The 19,686-nt window shown below is 71.3% G+C and carries 15 protein-coding genes; 7 read left to right on the top strand and 8 right to left on the bottom strand.

Annotated features, from left to right (window positions below; genetic code table 11):
- Positions 1–2: 2 nt before the first annotated feature.
- The 6 genes from nagZ to ACFPIH_RS25165 are packed head-to-tail and all read right to left on the bottom strand — an operon-like array spanning position 3 to position 7,232.
- Positions 3–1,457 (bottom strand): beta-N-acetylhexosaminidase, encoded by a 1,455-nt coding sequence (gene nagZ / locus ACFPIH_RS25140; RefSeq protein ID WP_381168587.1) that lies wholly within the window; start codon positions 1,455–1,457, stop codon positions 3–5.
- Entirely contained in the window at positions 1,454–2,545 is a 1,092-nt protein-coding gene (locus tag ACFPIH_RS25145; protein ID WP_381168585.1) for an ABC transporter ATP-binding protein, read from the bottom strand. Before ACFPIH_RS25145 ends, nagZ begins: the two co-directional genes overlap by 4 nt.
- The gene (locus ACFPIH_RS25150; RefSeq protein WP_381168583.1) at positions 2,542–3,546 is read right to left on the bottom strand and encodes an ABC transporter ATP-binding protein; all 1,005 of its coding nucleotides are present in this window, start codon (positions 3,544–3,546) and stop codon (positions 2,542–2,544) included. The genes ACFPIH_RS25145 and ACFPIH_RS25150 overlap by 4 nt, the downstream gene beginning before the upstream one ends.
- Positions 3,543–4,463, bottom strand: coding sequence for an ABC transporter permease (locus ACFPIH_RS25155; protein ID WP_381168581.1), 921 nt, complete (start codon positions 4,461–4,463; stop codon positions 3,543–3,545). Before ACFPIH_RS25155 ends, ACFPIH_RS25150 begins: the two co-directional genes overlap by 4 nt.
- The gene (locus tag ACFPIH_RS25160) at positions 4,460–5,551 is read right to left on the bottom strand and encodes an ABC transporter permease (protein WP_381168579.1); all 1,092 of its coding nucleotides are present in this window, start codon (positions 5,549–5,551) and stop codon (positions 4,460–4,462) included. The genes ACFPIH_RS25155 and ACFPIH_RS25160 overlap by 4 nt, the downstream gene beginning before the upstream one ends.
- Before the next feature lie 25 nt (positions 5,552–5,576).
- Positions 5,577–7,232: an ABC transporter substrate-binding protein gene (locus ACFPIH_RS25165; protein WP_381168577.1), complete on the bottom strand. Its 1,656-nt coding sequence runs from the start codon at positions 7,230–7,232 to the stop codon at positions 5,577–5,579.
- Positions 7,233–7,441: 209 nt separating this feature from the next.
- On the opposite strand from ACFPIH_RS25165, the gene ACFPIH_RS25170 reads away from it, so the two are divergent.
- A complete protein-coding gene (locus tag ACFPIH_RS25170; protein WP_381169183.1) occupies positions 7,442–8,725 on the top strand; it encodes an alpha-L-fucosidase in 1,284 nt (427 codons plus the stop codon).
- Here ACFPIH_RS25170 and ACFPIH_RS25175 read toward each other — a convergent pair.
- Entirely contained in the window at positions 8,670–9,143 is a 474-nt protein-coding gene (locus ACFPIH_RS25175) for a ribosomal maturation YjgA family protein (RefSeq protein ID WP_381168575.1), read from the bottom strand. The two genes, ACFPIH_RS25170 and ACFPIH_RS25175, sit on opposite strands and share 56 nt — an antisense overlap.
- A gap of 222 nt (positions 9,144–9,365) precedes the next feature.
- On the opposite strand from ACFPIH_RS25175, the gene ACFPIH_RS25180 reads away from it, so the two are divergent.
- Positions 9,366–10,397: a hypothetical protein gene (locus tag ACFPIH_RS25180; protein ID WP_381168573.1), complete on the top strand. Its 1,032-nt coding sequence runs from the start codon at positions 9,366–9,368 to the stop codon at positions 10,395–10,397.
- A gap of 167 nt (positions 10,398–10,564) precedes the next feature.
- Positions 10,565–11,335, top strand: coding sequence for an eCIS core domain-containing protein (locus ACFPIH_RS25185; RefSeq protein WP_381168571.1), 771 nt, complete (start codon positions 10,565–10,567; stop codon positions 11,333–11,335).
- A gap of 73 nt (positions 11,336–11,408) precedes the next feature.
- On the opposite strand, the gene ACFPIH_RS25190 is transcribed toward ACFPIH_RS25185, so the two are convergent.
- A complete protein-coding gene (locus tag ACFPIH_RS25190; protein WP_381168569.1) occupies positions 11,409–12,794 on the bottom strand; it encodes a COG1470 family protein in 1,386 nt (461 codons plus the stop codon).
- Positions 12,795–12,954: 160 nt separating this feature from the next.
- Between ACFPIH_RS25190 and ACFPIH_RS25195 the strand changes: the two genes are divergently transcribed.
- From ACFPIH_RS25195 to ACFPIH_RS25210, 4 genes are all read left to right on the top strand, one after another.
- Positions 12,955–13,578: a response regulator transcription factor gene (locus ACFPIH_RS25195; protein WP_381168567.1), complete on the top strand. Its 624-nt coding sequence runs from the start codon at positions 12,955–12,957 to the stop codon at positions 13,576–13,578.
- 146 nt (positions 13,579–13,724) lie between these two features.
- On the top strand, positions 13,725–16,883 hold the full coding sequence (locus ACFPIH_RS25200) for an HYR domain-containing protein (RefSeq protein WP_381168565.1): 3,159 nt from the start codon (positions 13,725–13,727) through the stop codon (positions 16,881–16,883).
- A gap of 19 nt (positions 16,884–16,902) precedes the next feature.
- A complete protein-coding gene (locus ACFPIH_RS25205; RefSeq protein WP_381168563.1) occupies positions 16,903–17,592 on the top strand; it encodes a Pvc16 family protein in 690 nt (229 codons plus the stop codon).
- A gap of 352 nt (positions 17,593–17,944) precedes the next feature.
- On the top strand, positions 17,945–19,686 hold a 1,742-nt coding region (locus tag ACFPIH_RS25210), incomplete at its 3' end, for an ATP-binding protein (RefSeq protein ID WP_385877518.1).

Here is a 19,686-nt window from a genome sequence, read left to right on the forward strand (position 1 = left end):
GGTCAGAGCAACGCCTCGGCCACGGCTCTCAGGTTGGCCCGGCCCCGCCCGTACGCGCACAGCCCGTCCGCCGCCTCCGTCTCCGCGTCCGGCATGCCGGTGGCGACGAGGAGCGCGTCGGGGCGGCCGGTGAGCAGGGCGGTGCGGGCCGCGGCCTGCCATGGATGCAGGTCCGCGTCCTCGGTGGCGATCAGCAGCGGTCGCCCCTGGGCGCGCCGCAGGATGCCGGCCACGTCCACAGGGCCCTGGGTGGCCACGACGCCGTCGGTACCGGGCATGGCCTCGCGCAGGAGTGTGACGAGGTCGGTGCGGGCCCATTCCAGCGCGGGGTGCGGGGGGCGGTGGAGGTCGACGACGAAGGGATCGAGGACGGGACCGGGCAGCGGCTTCCACCGGACGGCCCGACGGGCGGCGAGCAGCCCGACGTTACCGGAACCGGGCCGGTGGCCGGTGGCAGGTGGCCGCGCGAACCGTTCGGCCAGGGCGTCGACGCGGCGGGCGGCGTCGACCACCCGGGCGGGGTCGAGCGCTCCGCACACCATCGCGTCGAGCAGGGCGTCCCGGCAGCGCAGCCAGAGCCGAGGATCCGGGCGCGCGATGATGACCTGGTCGGCTCCGGCGGCGATCGCCGCGACGGCGCCGGCCGCCTCGCCCACCCCGTCGGCGATCGCCTTCATCTCCAGCGCATCGGTCACGATGACGCCCTGGAAACCGAGTTCGCTTCGCAGGAGGCCGGTGAGGACACGGCGGCTGAGGGTGGCGGGGGCGGCGGCGTCGAGCGCCGGGTAGACGACGTGCGCCGTCATGACGAGCGGGACGCCCGCCGCGACGGCGGCCCGGAAGGGCACCAGATCGATCTCGCGCAGGACTCGCTCCTCCCTGGTGTCGAGCGCGGCGCTCAGGTGGCTGTCCACGGCGGTCGAGCCGTGCCCCGGGAAGTGTTTGACGCACGGAGCGACGCCGGCGGCCAGCGTGGCCTCGATCCAGGCGGTGACGTGCCGGGCCGCGTGGCCGGGGTCGGCGCCGAAGGCGCGGGTGCGCACGATGGGATTGGCGGAGACCCGGTGCACGTCGGCCACCGGGGCGAAGCTCACGGCCACTCCGCACTCGGCCAGGTGCCGGGCGAGTGCGTTCGCGACGGCGGCGGTCAGCGCGGTGTCGTCGGCGACGCCGAGCGCCCAGGCCCCCGGGGTCTCCGGCGCCCCGGCCCGGGCCAGATGGCTGATGCCGCCGCCCTCCTGGTCGACGGTGACCAGCAAGCCGGGCCGCGAGGTGCGCAACTCGTCCGTGAGCGCACGCAGTTGGGCTTGCCCGGCGACGTTGCGGGTATGCAGGATGACGCCGCCGAGCCCGGTGTCGGCCAGCCGTTTCAGCTCGCCGGGGAGGGTCGTGCCGTCGAATCCGAGGACGAGGCAGCGGTTCGCGGCCTCGACCAGATCACCGGGCAGTGCGCTCACGGGGTCAACTCCGGAGTCGTCGTGTGGTCGTAGGCGTCCTCGTCCGGCTCCAACAGCAGTACACAGCGCGCCCAGTGACGCTCCGTCATGTCGACGCGTGGTGGTGGCTCCGTGCCGCACGCGGGCCGGGCGAGGGGACAGCGGGGGTGGAAGCGGCAGCCGGACGGGGGGTGGACCAGGTCCGGGGGCTCCCCGTAGTCGTCCTCGGCGGTGTCCGGCGCCATGCCGTCACCACGGTTCGTCCGTCCGGCCAGGAACTCCATCCGGTCGGGATCAGGCGTCGAGTCCAGCAGCAGCCGGGTGTACGGATGGGCCGGGGCCTGGGTGACGTCCTCCGCCGTGCCGTACTCGACGATCTCCCCCGCGTACATCACCGCGATCTCGTCGGCGAAGTACCGGGCGCCGGCGATGTCGTGGGTGATGTAGAGCATGGCCAGGTGCTCCTCGTCGCGCAGGGTGGCGAGGAGGTTGAGGATCTCCAGCCGGATGGAGACGTCCAGCATGCTCACCAGTTCGTCGCCGAGCAGCACCTCGGGTTCGACGGCGAGCGCGCGGGCGATCGCGACGCGCTGCCGCTGGCCGCCGGAGAGCTCGTGGGGGAAGGCGTCCAGGAAACGCTCGGGCGGGGTGAGCCGTACGCGTTCCAGCAGGCCCCGCAGTCGCCGCTCCAGGTCGTCACGGTCCGTGACGGAGGCGTGCAGCCGCAGCGGCCGTTCCAGCAGATACCGCACGCGGTGCAGGGGGTTGAGTGAGCCGAACGGGTCCTGGAGCACCATCTGGACCCGGCTGGCGTAGGCGCGGCGGGCCCGTCGGCCGCGCGCCGAGGCCGGTTTCCCGTACAGCAGGACGCTGCCGCCGGTGGGCTCCTGGGCGAGGGCGAGTGTCCGCGCGAAGGTGGACTTGCCGCTGCCGCTCTCGCCGACCAGGGCCACGGTGCGGCCGGGTCGCAGACTCAGGGAGGCGTTCTCCAGCGCGTGCACGGTCTCGCCACGTGAGCGGTGCACCGGGTAGTGGACGGTGACGTCCACGGCTTCCAGGACGGGGGCCGGTTCCACGGCCGTACCCGCCGGGTCGTGCTCGTCGGTCATGCTCGCCCTCCAGCTGTCGGCGCGGGCAGATCGTCGGCGTGGACACAGGCCACCGAGCGGCCGGGGCCGTGCTCGGCCAACTCGGGAGGTGCCACCCCGCACTCGGGTGTCACATGCGGACACCGCGGTTCGAAAGGACACCCCGGCGGGAGGCCGCGCAGGTCGGGAGGGTTGCCGGGGATGCCGTTCAGCCGACGCATCGGCCCACGCAACGGCGGGAACGAGTCCCGCAGCCCGCGCGTGTACGGATGTCTCGGATCCCGGTACAGCTCGCCGGCCGGTCCGCTCTCCACGATCCGTCCGCCGTACATCACCGCGATCCGGTCGGCGATCTCGAGGAGCAGTGACAGATCGTGCGTGATGAAGACGACGGAGAACCCCAACTCCTGCTGAAGCCGGATCACTTGGCGGAGAATCTGGCGCTGCATGACGACGTCCACGGCCGTCGTGGGCTCGTCCATCACCAAGAGGTCGGGCTCGCAGACCAGGGCGAGGGCGATGGTGGCCCGCTGCCGCATTCCGCCGGAGAGCTCGTGCGGATAGCTGTCCAGCCGGCCGTCGGGGATGCCGACCAGCCGGAGCATGTGCGCGGCGCGCTCGCGGGCCTGGGATCTGGGTATACGGCGGTGCGCGCGCAGGACGTCGGTGAACTGGGCGCTCAGCCTGGACACCGGGTTGAGGGCGTTCATGGCGCTCTGGAAGACGACGGCGGTGTTCTCCCACCGGGTCCTGCGCAGTGCGCGTGGCTCGGCGTGGAGGAGGTCGACGGGGTCACCGGAGCTCGGGTGGAGGATGGCGCTGCCCGAGCGGACGACCGCGGGTGGGCGCAGCAGCCGTAGCAGGGCGTTGATCAGAGTCGTCTTGCCGCTGCCGCTCTCACCGGCGATGCCGAGGATCTCGCCGCGGTGCAGTTCCAGGGAGACCTGGGACACGGCCGGGAGGGGTTCGCTCTCCGTGCCGTAGTCGACACTGAGGTCTTTCACGTCGAGCAACAGGTTCACTGTGCCCCCTTGCGGCGGGCGCCGCGCAGCCGTGGATTGGTCAGTTCGTCGATGCCGAAGTTGACGAGCCCGGCGGCGGCGCCGAGCACGGTGATGGCGATCCCGGGTGGCACGAACCACCACCACGCACCGGAGACCATCGCCTGCCGCTGCTGCGCGAAGTAGAGCATGGTGCCCCAGCTGACGGCGTTGATGTCGCCGATGCCCAGGAAGTCCAGGCCGGAGACGGCGAGGATGGAGGTGACGAGCGAGAGCATCAGCGTCGCCGAGATCACCGGCAGGAGATTGGGCAGCACCTCCACGAGCATGATCCGCAGATTGCTCTCACCGAGCAGCCGGGCGCCCACGACGAAGTCCCGGCCCCGCAGCGACAGGGTCTGCACGCGCTTGGAGCGGGCTCCCCAGGCCCAGCCGGTCAGTCCGATGACCAGCGCCACCGCGAAGGGCCCGCCCCGCCCCCGCAGATACCCGGCGAGGATGATGACCAGCGGCAGCCCGGGCAGGACGAGGAAGGCGTTGGTGAGCGCGCCGAGCACGGAGTCGACCGTGCCGCCGTAGTAGCCGCCGATCAGTCCGACGGCCACCGACAGCGTGGTGGAGACGACGGCCGCCAGCGCGCCCACGAGCAGGGACGTCCGGGTGCCGACGACGAGCTGGGCGAGGACGTCGGTGCCGTCCTGGGTGGTGCCCAACGGGTGGGCGGAGGAAGGGGGTTGGAGCACGGCGCCGGTGAGTTCCGTCGGGGAGAGGCCCATGAGCGACTGCACGATCCACGGGCCGACGGCGGCTACGAGGACGTACACGCCGATGATCGCGAGCCCGACGCGGGCCTTGCGGTTGGCGGGGACCAGCTTGCGCAGCGCGGTGCGCCAGGTCAGCCGGCCGGCGGTGGGAGTGATCGGAGCGGTGAGCGTCATGCGTCCTCCCGGGTGCGCGGGTCGAGCAGGACGTAGACGGAGTCGGCGATGAAGTTGGCCACGAGCACGGACAGCGAGATGATCAGGAACAGCGCCTGCATCAGCGGATAGTCGAGGTTCACCACGGCCTGGTAGAAGAGGTAGCCGATGCCGGGATAGGCGAAGACCGCCTCGGCGAGCAGCGAACCGCCGACGACCGTGCCGATCGAGATGGCCAGCCCCGCCACCTGCGGCAGCATGGCGTTGCGGGCGGCGTACGCCAGCAGGATCCGCCCGCGGCCGAGTCCCTTGGCCTCGGCGAGGCTGACGTAGTCCTCGGCCACGGTGGTGATCATCATGTTGCGCATGCCGAGCAGCCAGCCGCCGACCGAGGAGATGATGATGGTCGCGGCGGGCAGGAAACCGTGCGCGATCACGCTGGTGACGAACGCGAGGCTGAACCCTGGTTCGAGGTTGAGGTCGTAGCCGTTCTGCGAGGGAAAGACCGGCAGGTTCACCGACAGCAGCAGAAGCAGCATGGTGGCGACCCAGAAGTACGGCATCGAGCCGAGGAAGGTCGCGAGCGGTGCCAGCACGCTGTCCAGGCGGCTGCCTGGCCGGGCGCCGGAGACGATGCCGAGTCCGGTGCCGAGCAGGAACGCCAGGACGGTGGTCAGGCTGACCAGGCCCAGCGTCCACGGCAGGCCCTGCGCGATCAACTCGCTCACCGGCTGCGGGAAGTACGCGGTGGAGACCCCGAAGTCGAGGTGGGCGAGCTGGGAGAGGTAGTGCAGGTACTGCTGCCACAGGTTCTGGTCGGGGACGCCGAACAACGCCCTGATGGACTTCTCGGTCGCCGGGGTGACCTGCGCGCGCTGGGACAGCTTGTTCAGGATGACGGAGGCCGGATCCCCCGGCATGAGCCGGGGGATGACGAAGTTCAGGGTGATGGCCACGGCGGCGGTCCCGAGGTAGAAGCCGAGGCGGCGCAGCAGGACCCGGGCCCGGCCGCCGCGACGGCGACCGCGCGCGGGGCCGTCCGCGGCCGCCGACGGCCCTGCCCCTGCGCCTGCCCCTGCCTCGCCGAGCGGAAGCGTCGTCGCCGTCATCGGGCGGGCTCCTTGGGCGTGGCCATCACTTCACCGGCTTCAGCCGGGCGAGCACGTTCTCGAACGCAGGCCCGCCGTTCCACGGCGCGCAGATGTCGTAGGGGTTGTTCTCGCTGGGGAATCCGGTCCAGTTGCGGGCGCTCCACGCGCAGCCGGCGGTGATGTTCGACAGCGTCACGTACGGCACCTGGTCGACGATGATCTTCTCCAGCCTCCGGGTGAGGCCGATCTGCGTCTGCTCGTCGCCGGTGTTCGCGAGCTGGTTCAGCAGGTCGTCGGTGGTCTTGTCGCGCCAGCGCAGATAGTTGTTGGTCTGCGCCTTGCCGCCGTTCGGCGTGCCGGCGAACTCGCTGTTCAGCAGCGGGTTGTAGACCTGCCACGGCACGGCGCCGTACGCGAGTCCGTACGCGGCGAGGTCGAAGTCGCCCTTGGCCCGGGTGTCGGTGTAGGTGCCGCTGGCAAGGGGCTGCACATTCACCTTGATGCCGATCTTGCCGAGCTGGTCGGCGATGATCCGGGCCCGCTGCACGGAGTCCGCGAACTCGGCGACCTCGATGTAGTCGAGCGTGAGCTGCTTGCCGTCCTTGACCGCCTTTCCGCCGCTCAGGGTGTAACCGGCCTGCTGGAGCTGGGACTTGGCAGCCGCGAGATCGGTCTGGACGGCCTCCTTGTACGCGGGGTCGAGCCACTTGCCCTGTGTCGTGGCGTCCAGGCCGGTCTGGCTGATCGGGTCGGCGCCGAGCTGGGTGACGAGTTGGATGAGCTGTTTGCGGTCGATCGCCAGCTCGACCGCCTTACGGACATGGACGTCCTTCAGCGGGCCCCGGTCGTGGTTGAAGACCAGGACCAGCGCTCCGTACGTCGGATAGAAGTAGCCGTTCTTCGCCGGGTCCTTGTCGACGTACTGCTTCTCCAGATTGGGTATGGCGCCGCCGCTCAGGTCCTCCTGGCCGCTGGTCAGCTGGGAGATCTCGGTGACGGAGTTCACCACGGGCAGCCGGATCTGCTTGACCTGGATCTTGCTGCGCCAGTAGTCGCCGCGCAGCGCCAGCGAGATCTGCTGCGGGTCGAACCGCTTCAGTGTGTACGGGCCACTGGCCACGGGATCGGGGTTGGTGAAGGTGAGCGGGTTCTTTCCCGTCCAGTACTTCTCCGGAACGATGTACTGCTGGAGAATCGACGCGACCTGGGTGAAGGCGGGTTTGTCGAAATGGAAGACGACCGTCTTCTCGCCCTGCGCGACCACCGACGCGAACGTCACGCCGGACGAGTTGAGCGCCGGGTTCTTCTTCACCAGTTGGAAGGTGAACACCACATCCTTTGCGGTGACCGGTTTACCGTCGCTCCAGGTGGCTTTCTTGTCGACGTCAACGGTCAGCGTACGGCCGTCCGGCGACAGTTTCTGCCCGGAGGCGAGCCACGGTTCGAATTCGCCGCCCTTGAGGACATCCACCCCCATGAGCGACTGGTACATATAGATCCTGGTTCCCGGAGAAGCGTCCCCGGTGCTGGTCAGCGGATTGAAGTTGCGCTGCAGCACGGTTTTTCCGGATGCGTAATTGATCATCATCGAGCCGCTGCCCGAACTCGCGGAACCGCTGTCCTGGCAGGCGGTGAGCGCCAGACTCAGCACCACGGCGAGCGATGTCGGACCGGTTCTGAGGGACCATCTGAGCCGCACGGCTGACCTCCCGTCTCGGATGCCGCATTCTGTGAGTGGAAAATGCCGGCTGTCAAGGAAAGCCCGGAAATCCCCGACAAACGAACCTGGTTCCACAACACAAAGGAACCTGGTTCGTATGTCGTGGACGTGTTTCATTCGACGCCGGGGGAGGGGAAGAATGACTATCGGTCGAAGCGGCGTGAATGAGAGGCAATGAATTGACGGAGATGCGTGAGGCGCCCTCGGTGACCGGCTGGATGCGCGAGGCCAGGTTCGGTCTCTTCGTCCACTTCGGCGTCTACAGCATGGCCGCACGGCATGAATGGGTGCGCAGCTATGAGGAGATCGGGGACGCCGAGTACCAGAGATACGTCGACCACTTCGACCCCGACCTGTTCGACGCCGCCGACATCGCCCGTACGGCGCGTGCGGCCGGCATGCGCTACGTCGTACTGACCACCAAGCACCACGACGGCTTCTGCCTCTGGGACTCGGCGGTCACGGACTACACCTCGGCCAAGGTCTGCGGCCGGGACCTCGTCGCCGAGTTCGTCGCCGCGATCCGTGCCGAAGGGCTCAGGGTCGGCTTCTACCACTCGCTCATCGACTGGCACCATCCCGACTACGTCATCGACGGCATCCACCCGCTGCGGGGCGCGCCGGACGTGTCCGCCCTCAACTCCGGCCGCGACATGGGCAGATACCGCGCCCACCTGCACGCCCAGGTCCGGGAGCTGCTCACCTCGTACGGCCCTGTCGACCTGATGTTCTACGACTTCACGTTTCCCTGGAAGCGTGGCGGAAGGCCGGGCAAGGGACCCGAGGACTGGGACTCACCGCGGCTCCTGGAGATGACCCGCGCCCTCCAGCCCGGCATCGTGGTCAACAACCGCCTGGGCATCCCGGGCGACTACGTGACCCCCGAGCAGTACCAGCCGGACCGTCCGCTGACCCAGGACGGCGTCGAGGTGATGTGGGAGGCGTGCCAGACCCTCAACGGCTCGTGGGGCTACCACCGCGACAACCTGGAGTTCAAGGACCCCGGTGACGTGGTGCGCATGCTCGTCCAGTCCGTGTCGAACAACGGCAACATGATCCTCAACGTGGGCCCCGACGGCCGTGGGAACCTGGAGCCCCGGGCCCGTGCCATCCTGCGCTCCGTCGCGGACTGGATGCGGCTGCACGCCCGCGCCGTCCACGGTGCCGGTCCCGCGCCGTTCGCGCCGCCCGCCCACGGTGTCTACACCCTTCGCGGCAACCGCCTCTATCTGCACCTCTTCTCCTGGCCGTTCAAGCACGTCCACCTGCCCGGTCTGGCCGGCCGGGTGGAATACGCCCAACTGCTGGGCGACGGCAGCGAAGTCGGACTCAGTTCTCTCGACAGCACCCCGCAGCCGCACGCCCACCTCGCCCCCTTGCCGCAGGCCGCCGACACCCTGACGCTGACGCTCCCGGTCACCCGCCCCGACGTACTCGTGCCCGTCGTCGAGCTGTTCCTGACGCAACCGTGAGTCGTGCCGGCAGGCACGCACCCACCGCGGTGTGGACGAGCCAGCCCGCCGCCGCACCGACCGCGTACCAGAACAGGTCGGGTGGATTGAAGGTGGAACCGAGCACGAGGCGCGCGACGGCGCTGCGCTGGGAGAGTTCCGCCGTCACCTCGCTGAGCTGCAGGAACTCGACCCCCCAACTGACGGCCAGTGCGCTTGCGGCGGCTGTCAGGGGCGTCACCCGTGGCGCCACCAGAACGACGAGGGTGAGAACCAGGACGGTGTACAGCGCGTCTCCGCCGTACTTGGCCAGGCTCCCCGCCGCCACCGCCCGGAGCCCCAGCCCCGCGCCGACGGTCACCACCGCGGCCCCGGCCGCCGCCAGACGGATCCGTGCCGGCCCGGCGGCGCGGTCATGGGTTCCGGGGACGAGGGGCACGGGGACATACTGCCGGACGTCCGGTGCTCGCGGCGGAGCACACCGCGGGCCGGACAGCCGCGCGGAGCCCAGGGCCGGTGATCCCTCTTCCCTTACGCAGTACGAGTGAATGAGCCGATTGTTGAGTTCGGGGCAGGTGGCGAGTCTTCTACCGTCTCTGAATGGATCCGCGGGCTGCGGGAAAGGCCCCGCGGGCGGGGGACCGGTGGAAAGGCGCACCTGATGTCGGGGTTGGGGAAGTCGCCGGACGCGCTCGGGGTCCGGGCGGGCCGCTGCCATCGGACCGGGGCGTGGGCCTGGGGTGCGGTGGGCTTGGCCTGTCTGGTGGGAACGGCGCTGACTTTCAGCGGGCCGTGGGTGACCGGGAGCGTGGCGGCACGGATGGTGGCTTTCGGGCCGTCCACCGGTTGCTGGGCGTTGGCGGTCTCCCTGGTGCTCCGTGCCCGGGGGGCGAGCGGACGGGTACGGACGCGTCTGCTGCTGTTGGGGGGTTCGGCGGTAGCCGGGGGTGTGTACCGGGGGGCCGTCAACGTGCTGTCGGCTCAACCTCCGGGCTCGGGACGGGAGGAGCGATCGCTGCTCGGTTCGGTGGTGGTCACCGGAGTGACGCTGGCGGTCGGCCTGGCGATGGCCGGTCTGGTGGTCGCGGCCGATGCCGGCAAAGGCCGGCACGTGTTGCTGCGGCGCGTGCTGGACGGGGTCGTCACGGCCGGGGCCGTGTTCATGACGGGATGGGTACTGCTGCGGGGGGCCAGTGACGGCTGGCGCCTGGGGACGGGGATGGTCGGTGTCCTCTGGACCTCGGAGGTCGTGTTCCTCAGTTTTCTGTTCGCCCTGCGCCGTCTCGTACGGAGCGACCAGAGAGCCACCTTGTGGGTGGGGATCGCCGGGCTGTCGCTCATGCTGATCGGCGACACCCTGCGTGTGTGGACGGTCGGCCCGCACAGCCCCGAGGCGATGCCCTGTCAGCTGGTCGACGCCTGCAGCACCGCGGGCCTGCTGGTGGTCGCCGTCAGCCCGTGGGTGCCCGGCGGGGCGAGCGTCCTGGGCACTGCTCAGCCGACGTTGCGCTGGGGGATAGAGGGTGCGGCCGCGTTCATTCCCCTGACGGTCTGCACGGTCACGGCGCTGGGATATGTGCTGGCCCCTCCCGCCCGCGACCCGGTGCCGCTGTTGGTCGGGGGGACGGCGCTGCTGAGCCTCTGGGCCCGCCAGACGTTCCTGCCGAGGGAGACCACCAGACACGACGACTGAGTGAGAATCTCCAGCGACCGGCATACGGACACCCCCGGGATGGCGTCTGCCTCATCGGGCAGCGGTGGCTGCACCCCCGTCAGCAGTCGCACGCCTGTACCCGGCGCACACGCTGAGGCAGTGTCAGGGTCAGAGAGGTCTGCCGCTGGACGTCCCAGGGAGCGAGAATGCCCGACCACGCACACGACCACGACCACGATCACGATCACGACCACCAACAAGCCGGCCACAGGCAGTCCCAGGCCGACGACTCGCGGCTGTTCAAGGCGGCAGCCGCGGGCCGCCCCGATGTTCTGGGCCCGTCCGGCGTGAGCATGCTGCAGCGTGCCGTCGGCAACAGCGCGGTGGGCGCCATGCTGCAGCGGGAGCAGGACGAGGAGTCCCCCTCGCCGCAGCGCTCTCCCGTGCACGACGTCATCGGGTCCGGCTCCGGGCAGAGCCTCGGCGCCGATGTCCGCTCCGACATGGAGGCACGGCTCGGCGCGGACTTCTCCGACGTGCGGGTGCACACGGGCGACGCGGCGCACGAGTCCGCGAAGTCCGTCGGCGCGCATGCCTACACCGTCGGCAACAACGTCGTCTTCCAGCGGTCGGCCTACGACCCGTCGTCCCAGGCCGGGCGCACGACGATCGCCCATGAGCTGACCCATGTGATCCAGCAGCGCAACGGCCCGGTCGACGGGACCACGGCACCGGGAGGGATCCGGGTCAGTGACCCCTCGGACCGGTACGAGCGGGAGGCAAGCGCGAACGCCGAACGCGTCATGTCCGCCCCGGCCCCCGCCTCACAGGACGCGGAGCGGGCAGTGACCGCTCCCGAGCCGTCCGCAGCGGTCCAGCGGGAGTCCGAGCAGGAGGACGAGGAACCCGCCGACGTGCAGGGGCTGTTCGTGCAACGGGCCGAGGAGGAACAGCAGGAGGAGCCGGGCGACGAATGACCTGCACGGCCCCCGGGCTCCTGCCCGGGGGCCGCGTCGGCTCGCCGTCCAGTCGTCTCGGTCCTCGGCCGGGTCAACTCGCGGTGGGGGAGGGGCTCGCGCTGGGCGCCTGCCGCAGCGTCCCGCCGACGAGCACCGACTCGTCGCACTGGGCCGGCGTCGGACCGCCCACCGGCTTTCCCACCTGACTGCAGGTCACCGTCACGGTGACCCGCCCGCCGGCGGGCACCACGATCGGGGTGACGAAGTGGTAGTCCTGGTCACGGAAGTTCTGCAGCGCGAGCCTGAGCAGGGTCCGGGTCCCGGAGGCGATGACGACGGTGCCGGAGTCGCCCTGCGGGTTCTGCACCACGAGGTCTGTCAGGTCGAACACCTGACCGGCCGGGACGCGGTACACCGTGTCGGACGTCGGGTCGCCGCCCACCGAGTCCGTGACCCCGGCCTGGGCGCTGCGCGGATCCCCCGCACCCCCGCTTCCGCCCGTGCCCGTGCTGCCTGCTCCGCCCGTGCCCCTGCCGGTACTTCCGGCCGTCGATCCCGCCGCGGCGCCGGAGCTCGGTGAGCCGCCGGCCGCCGCATCCTGTCCCGTTCCCCCGGCGCCCGCCGACGCACCGGACGAGCCACCGCCGCCCGCGGTGCCCGACGCCTTGGGGCTGGGCGACAGTACAGCCGCCACCTGCTTCTCGGTCTCCGCCCGCGCCGCCGACCGCACCACCGGGCGCAGCAGGGCGAACCACACGATGGCCAGGGCCACCACTGCGGCCGCCGTCGCCATCAGGGCGCGCGGCAGCCAGCGCGGCAGTATCGCGTCCTGCTGATAGGTGCCGTCCAGGGGGACCGGTGCGTGCGGCACCTCGCCCGTGGGCGTCGCCACCACCTGGAAGGGATGCACGACGGGAGCGCCGCGCCACAGCCGCCGCGCCGGACGCGCGGTGAGCCGCGACAACTCGGCCGCACCCGGCGGCAGTTCGACGGTCTCCCGGGAGAAGCGCAGCCGCACCCGGGAGCTGTCACCCTGGGCCGCCAGCCGCACCGTCACCGGGATGTTGCCACGGTTGTCGACGGCCACGTCCGTATGGCCGCGCCAAGCGCCGTCGAACCCGCGGGGCACCAGCTCCCCGGTGATCTCGGCGAACGGCAGGACCGTGACGATGCCCTCGGGGACCACCACCGTGTCGGGGGCGCTGGTGGGCACCACCCGCACCCCGAACGGGACGTCCCCGGCCGGCACCTCCGAGCTCCGGGGCGGGCTCAGCGTGAGAACCGCGGTGCCCGTGCTGTCCGGAAAAAGGGAAAGGCTCGTTGGTTCGACGGTCGCCCAGGCCGCTGCCTGGCCCACGACCTCGAAGCGATACTCCTCCACCGTGCTGCCGGAGTTGCGTACCTGAAGGGGGACTTCAACCAGCCCACCAGGCTCGGCGGTCACAGCGGTCGTGTCCAGGCTCGCCGCAGTTGTCATGATCGGCACAATAAGACCGGTGGCGGTGGTGGGCAGGGGCCTCACAGGAAGACTTTGGGGAAGCTGAGGTGCCCATTGACGCCTTGTTGATTTGGCGTGGAGTCACCTGCCGCATACTGCTCGACGCGCCGCGATGCGCTCGACCAGGGGGGAGACTGGTGTGGACCGGATAGTTGTGTGCCTGCGGGCGGATGACCCGATCTCCAGAGTGGGGGTCGCCACGCAGTTGCGGCCCCGGCCGGAGATCCGGCTGCAGGAGGAGGGGGAGGAACCGGCCGCCGCCGTGGTGGTGGTCGTCGTGGACACCATAGACGAGGAGTCGCTGCGGACTCTTCGCCACATCCGGCGGACGACGGAGTCCCGGGTGGCGCTGATCGCCACCCGTATAGACGACCAGCAACTGGTCGGTGCCGCCGAGTGCGGAGTGGCGGGCATCCTGCGCCGGTCCGAGGCGACGCCGGAGCGGCTGGTGCAGGTGATCAACGCGGTGGCCAGGGGAGAGGGAAGCGTTCCCGCGGACCTGCTGGGCCGCCTGCTGGAGCAGGTGGGCCAGTTGCAGAGCCAGGTCCTGGCGCCGCGCGGCCTGAACTTCAGCGGGCTCACCGACCGGGAGGTCGAGGTCGTCCGACTCGTCGCCGAGGGATACGACACCGGGGACATCGCCACAAAACTCGCGTACTCCGAACGCACCATCAAGAACATCCTGCACGACCTCGTCACCCGGCTGCACTTGCGCAACCGCTCTCACGTCGTCGCCTACGCACTCCGGCAGGGGCTGATCTGAAGGCGTAGGTCCGCCTCGGCGGCCAGGGGAGAGGCGGATTGCCCGGAGGGGCAATCCGCACTTCCCAAACGCGTGTCCCATGCGCCGCTCCCTCGAAGAGCGGCGCCGGGGACGGTGGGGCAGACGTCGATCTGGGAGGGGATGTCGTGCGGTTGTTCCGGCTGAGGGCGGGCCTGATGGCCTCGGTCCTCGCGCTCGGCGCGGTGGGGGCAGGCATCGGAGACACGGCGCCGCGGGCCCGGACGACGGCTTCGTCCTCGCCTTCGCCCTCCCCTTCGTCTTCCCCGTCGTCCTCCCCGTCGTCCTCCCCGTCGTCTTCTCCGAAGTCGACGACCCCGGCGCCCCCGGTCACGCCGGCGCTGGTGGAGCAGTCGCTGAATCCCGGCGCCTCGATCACCGTCGCCAAGCAGGTGCGGACCCCGGTGGTGCCGCCCAAGCCGGACGTCGTGCTGCTGGTGGACAACACGGGGAGCATGGGCGGCGTCATCGCCAACGTGAAGAGCAACCTGCCCACGATCGTCAACCAGGTCTTCGGCGTGCAGCCCGACTCCCGGTTCGCCGTCGCCAGTTACGGCGACGTGGGCGGTGGAAGCCGACTCTTCCTGCTGCACCAGGCGTTCACCGCCGACCGCGATGCCATCCAGCGCGGAGTGAACGCCCTGACCGCTTCCGGCGGCGGCGACACGCCGGAGGACTGGGGGAACGCGCTCCACCAGGTGGCGACCGGGGCCGGCGGCCGGAACACGTTCCGGGACGGCGCCAGCCCCATCGTCGTCCTGGTCGGTGACGCCCCCAGCCACGACCCCAGCAACGGGCACAGGTTCGCCGATGTCGTCAGGACGCTCCAGGACAACCGCGTCAAGGTCCTCGCCGTCGGTGTCGGCGGAAACGGGCTCGACCAGTCCGGCCAGGCCAGACAGGTCACCCAGGCCACCGGCGGTACCTACCTCCAGGGCATCAACCCGAGTCAGGTGTCGAACGCCATCGTCCAGGGCCTGACGAACCTGCCGGTCGTCGTCAGCCACCAACTCGTCGCCTGCGACCCCTCGCTGGGCGTCTCCCTCTCGCCGGCGAGCGTCCAGGTGTCAAGCGGCCAGACCGCCTCCTTCAGCGAGCGGATCACGGTGGCCCCGAACGCACCGCAAGGCTCCACGCTGTCCTGCACGGTCCAGTTCTTCGTCGGCCCGGCAGCCGACCCGGCCTACCAGGAGCAGATCCGCATCACCGTCAACGACGTGACCGCCCCGGCGGTGACCGTCGACGACCGTACGGTGGAAGCCACCGGCCCGGACGGTACGGTCATCGACTACACGGCCGCCGCGCAGGACAACGTCGACGGCGGCATCCCGGTGTCGTGCGAGCCGCCCTCCGGGACGCGCTTTCCCATCGGGCGGACGACGGTCACCTGCAGGGCGACCGACAAGGCGGGCAACACCGGTCGCGACACGGCCGTGTTCACCGTCGTCGACGCCACCGCACCGGTGGTGAGCGTGGACGACCGCACCGCCGAGGCGACCGGTCCCGACGGCGCCGTGATCACGTATCCGGCCACGGCCACGGACATCGTGGACGGCGACGTCCCGGTGGTGTGCGAGCCGGCCTCCGGCTCGACGTTCCCGATCGGGAAGACCACCGTCACCTGCACGGCGACCGACAGGACCGGCAACACCGGCCGCGACACCGCCGAGTTCACGGTGACCGACTCGACCGGCCCCGTCGTCACCGTCGACGACCGCACCGCCGAGGCGACCGGTCCCGACGGCACGGTCGTGGAGTACCCCGCGTCGGCGGAGGACACGGTCGACGGAAACGTGCCGACCACGTGCGATCCGCCGTCGGGTTCGCAGTTCCGGATCGGGGAGACGACGGTGACCTGCACGGCGACGGACTCCCGCGAGAACACCGGTACGGACACCGCCGTGATCACGGTGGTCGACACCACCGCGCCCGTCGTCACCGTCGACGACCTGACGGCGGAGGCCACCGGTCCCGACGGCGCGGTCGTGGAGTACACCGCCACCGCGGTCGACACCGTGGACGGCCCGACGACGGTCACCTGCACACTGCCCCCCGGCTCCACCTTCCCGATCGGGGAGACGACGGTGACCTGCACGTCGACGGACGCGCACGAGAACACCGGTACGGACACCGCCGTGATCACGGTGGTCGACACCACCGCGCCCGTGGTCACCGTGGACGACCTCACCGAGCCGGCCACCGGGCCCGAGGGCGCCTTGATCGAGTACACCGCCACGGCCCAGGACATCGTCGACGGACCTCTGCCCACCACCTGCACACCCGTGTCCGGTTCCACCTTCCCGCTCGGCAAGACCACCGTGACCTGCACCGCGACCGACGCCGCCGGCAACACCGGCACCGACACCGCCGTCTTCACCGTCATCGACGACACCGCGCCCGTCGTCCAGGTGGACGACCGGATCGCGCTGACCGCCCGCCTCGACGGCACGGCCGTCGGGTACACCGCCACCGCCCAGGACGTCGTCGACGGCACCGTGCCCACCACCTGCAAGCCGCCCTCCGGGTCGAACTTCTCGATCGGGAAGACCACCGTCACCTGCACGGCGACCGACAAGGCGGGCAACACCGGCACCGACACCGCCGTCGTGACCGTCGTCCTGGCCCTGCCCGGGCCGCTCCCGCCCTCCTCCGACCTCGCCGTGACCGCCGTCGCCAACCCGCAGCCCGGCTTCACCGGCGGCACCGTCACGGCGACGTTCACCCTCACCAACGCCGGACCGGACACCGCGACGAAGGTCGTGCTCACCACCGGGACACCGCCCGGGTCCGCCACCGTGGTGAGCCCCCAGAACCGCTGCACCGCCGCCCGCCCCTGCACCCTGCCGGCCGGCGGCCGGATCCAGGTCACCACCCAGCTGTCGTACGACAAGGCCACCAGCGGCACCCTGACGGCCCGGGTCGCCGCCGCGCCGACCGACCCGCGCACCGCCAACAACACCGACACGCTCCGGCTCCGCGTCGTCAAGCCCGTGCTGACCGTCGGGCCCGTCGTCGCCCGGCTCGGCGACGTCGTCCTCGCCGAGGGCCGCGACTTCCCGGCCGGAACCGTCGTACGACTGAAGTGGAGCCAGGGCATCACCGCGGCGACGGTTCCGGTGCGGGTGGGCGCCGACGGAACGTTCCGCACCCAGGTCCTCGTCCTGCGCAAGGACCGGACCGGACCACGGCTGCTCCGCGCCACAGGACCCGGATACGACCCCGCCAGCACGAAGGTCCTCGTCGTGTCCCGCAGCCTCCAGCCACCCGACTTCATCGGCCGCGGATGAGCCGCGCGGAGGTGGAACCATGATCCACGAAGTGGACGACGCACTGCGCGCCCTCGTCCGTAGCGACGCCCTGGGCGGCACACAGATCAGCGTCGTGTTCGACGCACCCACCCGCGAGTGGGCGGCCAAGGTCAACGCCCCCACCGTCAATCTGTACCTCTACGACATCCGGGAGGACATACGCCGCCGCTCCCGCGGCCTGTCCAACGAGTACGACGAGCGCGGCACCGTCGTCGCCCGGCACCGCCCGCCCCGGTACTTCAAGCTGTCCTACCTGATCACCGCCTGGACCCGGCGCCCCGAGGACGAACACCGCCTGCTGTCGTCCCTCCTGCTGTGCCTGCTGGGCAGCGAGGCCATGCCCACCGCGCACATGACCGGCTCGCTGGCCGAGCTTCCGCTGTCGGTGCCGATGTCGATCGCGCTGCCGCCCCCCGAGGACCGGTCGTTCGCGGACGTGTGGAGCGCGCTCGGCGGTGAGCTGAAACCCTCCCTCGACCTGGTGGTCAGCGTCCCCCTCGTCGGCACGGGGACCGTTCCGGCGGCGCCGCCGGTCACCGAGGAGGGCGGCCTGCGGCTCGGGTTGGAGAACACCGGGCACACCGAGCACACCGACCAGAGCCCCACCGGAGCGCGGGAAGCCGACGCGGCGGACGGGCCGGCGGCGCGTCGCCCGCGGCCGGCGCGGTACCGGCGCGTCCGCGAATGAGCACGGGCTGCCGGATACGGCGGCGGCCAGGGCTTGTGCCGGATCCCGGCGCGGCGTCGGGTCCGGCTACCGCGTCGGGGCCCGCTACTGCGTCGGGATCCGCTACCGCGTCGGGATCCGGCGGGGGCTTGCGAGTGCCGCAGGCGCGGTCGTGCTGCCGAAACCCGGCGCGGGTTCGGGCCGGCGTGCTCCGGGGGCGGCGCGGCCCGGCTGACCACGCGCCCCCTGAGGGGCGCGGGGACCGCGCGGTCGGCGGCCACGCACGACCCGCGGTACCCCACCCGCACACACCGAGCGGAGCGAGGAGCATCCCATCGCCGAGAACCCCAGCCTTCGCCACCTGCTGGACCGGGTGGTCCTCGTCGAGGAACGCGTACGCCGCGCCGTCGCCGCCCGCAGGCAGACCGACCCCAACCCCGACGACGCCTTCCGGGGCCTCTACCTCACCGACGACGCCGTCGACCGCCTCCTCCACACGCCGCCCCGTCCCGCTGCCCCCGACCACGCGGACGCCGCCCGGCACGCCGAGGCCGAGACGCGAGCCGACGCCGCCGACCCGCCCACCAGCCTGCGCCGCCTCGCGGCCGGCCTGGGCCTGACCGACCTCGACGTCGAGATCCTGCTCATCGCCCTCCTGCCCGATCTGGACGCCCGGTTCGAATCGTTCTACGGCTACCTCAACGACGACGTCAGCCGGCACCGACCCTCCATCGGCCTGGCTCTGGCGCTGTGCGGACTGTCCCCGGCGGACGCCTCCGCCCGCGCCCGGCTCGGCGCCACCGCACCCCTGCTCTCCGGTGGCCTGCTGCTCATCGAGGACCCGGACCGCCCGTTCCTCGGGCGCGCCCTGCGCGTACCGGACCGGGTCACCGCGCATCTGCTCGGCGACGACACCCCCGACCCCCGGGTCGCCGACCTGCTGACCCCGGCCCCGCCCGTACCCGGCGTGGGCGACGCCGCCCCGCTGGCCCGGGCCCTCGCCGCCGAGGTCCCCCTGGCCTACCTGCGCGAGGACCAGGGCGGCGCGGGGCCCGCCCTCGCCGCGACCGCCCTCGCCCGGGCCGGGCGCCCCGCTCTTGCCCTGGACCTGGCCCGCCTCGCCCGCGACCCGGCCCCCGCGGACGCCGTGCGCACCGCCGTACGCGAGGCCCGGCTGACCGGCGCCGGTCTGGTCTGCGGCCCGGTCGACGCCCTGGACCGCGACCGCGAACGGGCCACGCTGCTACGGCAGTTGACGGACACCCCCGTCCCCGTCGTCCTCGTCGGCCGCATCCCGTGGGACGCCGCCTGGTCCACCCGTCCGCCCTTGCTACTGCGCGCCCCGCGCGTCGAGCCGACCGCGCGAGCCACGCTGTGGCAGGCCGCGTACGGCACCTCCGTGCCCGCCGCCCTCGACATCCCGAACCTCCTGGCCCCCTTCCTCCTCACCCCCGAACAGATCACCCGGGCAGCCCGAAGCGCCGCCCAGAACGCACTCCTGGACGACGGAGAGCTGCGACCCGAGCACGTACGACGCGGCGCCCGGGCACAGAACTCCGCCGGACTCGACGTCCTCGCCCGCCGCATCGAACCCGCCGTAGGCTGGGACGACCTCGTCCTCCCTCCTGACTCCCTCTCCCAGCTCCGGGAACTCACCGCTCGCGCCCGCCACCGCGACCGCGTCCTCGGCGAATGGGGGATGCGCCCCGGCGGTGCCCGCGGCCGGGGTGTCGTCGCCCTGTTCGCGGGCGACTCGGGTACCGGCAAGACCATGTCCGCCGAGGTCATCGCCGCCGACCTCGGCCTCGACCTCTACACCGTCGACCTCTCGACCGTCATCGACAAATACGTCGGCGAGACGGAGAAGAACCTCGAGTGCATCTTCTCCGAAGCGGCCGGGGTGAACGGCGTCCTCCTCTTCGACGAGGCCGACGCGATTTTCGGCAAGCGCTCCGAGGTCAAGGACGCCCACGACCGCTACGCCAACGTCGAGAGCGCCTACCTCCTCCAGCGCATGGAGTCCTTCGACGGCCTCGCCATCCTCGCCACCAACCTCCGTGCCAACCTCGACGACGCCTTCACCCGCCGCCTCGACCTGGCCATCGACTTCCCCGT

The sequence above is a fragment of the Streptomyces vulcanius genome (assembly GCF_042653945.1).
GTDB classification, from domain to species: Bacteria; Actinomycetota; Actinomycetes; order Streptomycetales; family Streptomycetaceae; genus Streptomyces; species Streptomyces mangrovi.

Excerpts from the sequence above, each read along its gene's own strand:
- ACFPIH_RS25145 (WP_381168585.1), bottom strand. The coding sequence starts at position 2,545 with ATGACCGACGAGCACGACCCGGCGGGTACGGCCGTGGAACCGGCCCCC.
- ACFPIH_RS25155 (WP_381168581.1), bottom strand. The coding sequence starts at position 4,463 with ATGACGCTCACCGCTCCGATCACTCCCACCGCCGGCCGGCTGACCTGG.
- ACFPIH_RS25160 (WP_381168579.1), bottom strand. The coding sequence starts at position 5,551 with ATGACGGCGACGACGCTTCCGCTCGGCGAGGCAGGGGCAGGCGCAGGG.
- ACFPIH_RS25170 (WP_381169183.1), top strand. The coding sequence starts at position 7,442 with ATGCGTGAGGCGCCCTCGGTGACCGGCTGGATGCGCGAGGCCAGGTTC.
- ACFPIH_RS25180 (WP_381168573.1), top strand. The coding sequence starts at position 9,366 with ATGTCGGGGTTGGGGAAGTCGCCGGACGCGCTCGGGGTCCGGGCGGGC.
- ACFPIH_RS25185 (WP_381168571.1), top strand. The coding sequence starts at position 10,565 with ATGCCCGACCACGCACACGACCACGACCACGATCACGATCACGACCAC.
- ACFPIH_RS25190 (WP_381168569.1), bottom strand. The coding sequence starts at position 12,794 with ATGACAACTGCGGCGAGCCTGGACACGACCGCTGTGACCGCCGAGCCT.
- ACFPIH_RS25205 (WP_381168563.1), top strand. The coding sequence starts at position 16,903 with ATGATCCACGAAGTGGACGACGCACTGCGCGCCCTCGTCCGTAGCGAC.